Annotated in this window: 1 protein-coding gene; it reads right to left on the bottom strand. The window is 45.1% G+C overall.

Going from position 1 to position 1,416, the window contains the following annotated elements; translation table 11 throughout:
• The coding region (locus PROCOU_RS15915; protein ID WP_036074390.1) for an MSCRAMM family protein at positions 1-1,416 on the bottom strand (1,416 nt) is incomplete at both ends.

The following is a 1,416-nucleotide window of genomic DNA, read 5'->3' as shown; positions in this document are numbered from 1 at the left end:
TTTTGTTTCGACAAAGTGGTAGTTACCGTACGGTAAATTATTGACAGTTACTTTCCCTGTTGTCGCAGCACTTGTGTAGACGCCTAAAGCGTTACCTGGCGCGCTTGACGTCCCTTCATACAGGGTAAACTCTGCTCCTGCCAATGGGTTTTGTGTATCAGCATCTACTTTGGTAAAGGCTACACCACCACGTGGGTCAGCGAATGTCACTGTTTGATCGGCGTCATTTAAATCTTCATGTGTCGCAACGATAAGACCTGTTTCCACATCAATCAGTTGCTCAAATACAACCACTTCTTGGCCACGTAACATCGTCGCGTCAAATGCCGCTAAATCAACGACTTCTTGACCTGTTGCGCTCGTTGCAGTAAATAGTTTTTGCCCTGTTGTTACTTGTAACGCGCTATTTTTTGTTAAAAGTGTGGCGTCTAAACGGTAGGCCTTCCCTGGGATGATATTGTTATAAGAAACGCGGTCACTAATCTTCGCTGCTTCGCCTGGGAAAAGAAGCTTACTTTCTGTTCCCGTCTCAAAAGCGAGTGTTTGGATATTTGGATTAATCTTCGCTTTGTTGGCAACACCTAGCTCCAATGGTACGGTTACTTGGCCTTCGCCAATCGTGAATGTTCTTGGTGTGGTATCTAACTCATATCCTGCTGGTGCTTTTGTTTCGACAAAGTAGTAGTTTCCAAATTCTAAATTATTCACTTGGAAAGCACCCGATGCTGGTGTTACATGCTTACTTACGAGTGTGCCTGATCCTGGTGTTCCGCGGAATAGATCAAACTCTGCCCCTGCTAGTCCTTTACTCTCATCATCTTCATCGTATTTGATTAATTCTACGGAGCCTACTGGTGTTTGAATCGCTTTATTTGCAACGCCTAGCTCGAACGGTACCGTTACTTGCCCTTCGCCAATCGTGAACGTTCTTGGTGTGGTATCTAACTCATAACCTGCTGGTGCTGTTGTTTCCACAAAGTAGTAGTTTCCAAATTCTAAGTTGTTTACTTGGATAACGCCTGATGCCGGTGTTACATGCTTACTTACGAATGTGCCTGATCCTGGTGTGCCGCGGAAGAGGTCAAACTCTGCCCCTGCTAGTCCTTTACTCTCATCATCTTCATCATATTTGATTAATTCTACGGAGCCTACTGGTGTTTGAATCGCTTTATTTGCAACGCCTAGCTCGAACGGTACCGTTACTTGCCCTTCGCCAATCGTGAAGGTTCTTGGTGTGGTATCTAACTCATAACCTGCTGGTGCTGTTGTTTCGACAAAGTAGTAGTTTCCAAATTCTAAGTTGTTTACTTGAATGACGCCTGATGCTGGTGTTACATGCTTACTTACGAATGTGCCTGATCCTGGTGTGCCGCGGAAGAGGTCAAACTCTGCCCCTGCTAGTCCTTTACTCTCATC

The sequence above is a fragment of the Listeria rocourtiae FSL F6-920 genome (genome assembly GCF_000525975.1).
Classification (GTDB): Bacteria; Bacillota; Bacilli; order Lactobacillales; family Listeriaceae; genus Listeria_A; species Listeria_A rocourtiae.
This window is presented reverse-complemented; position numbering and strand designations above follow the sequence as displayed.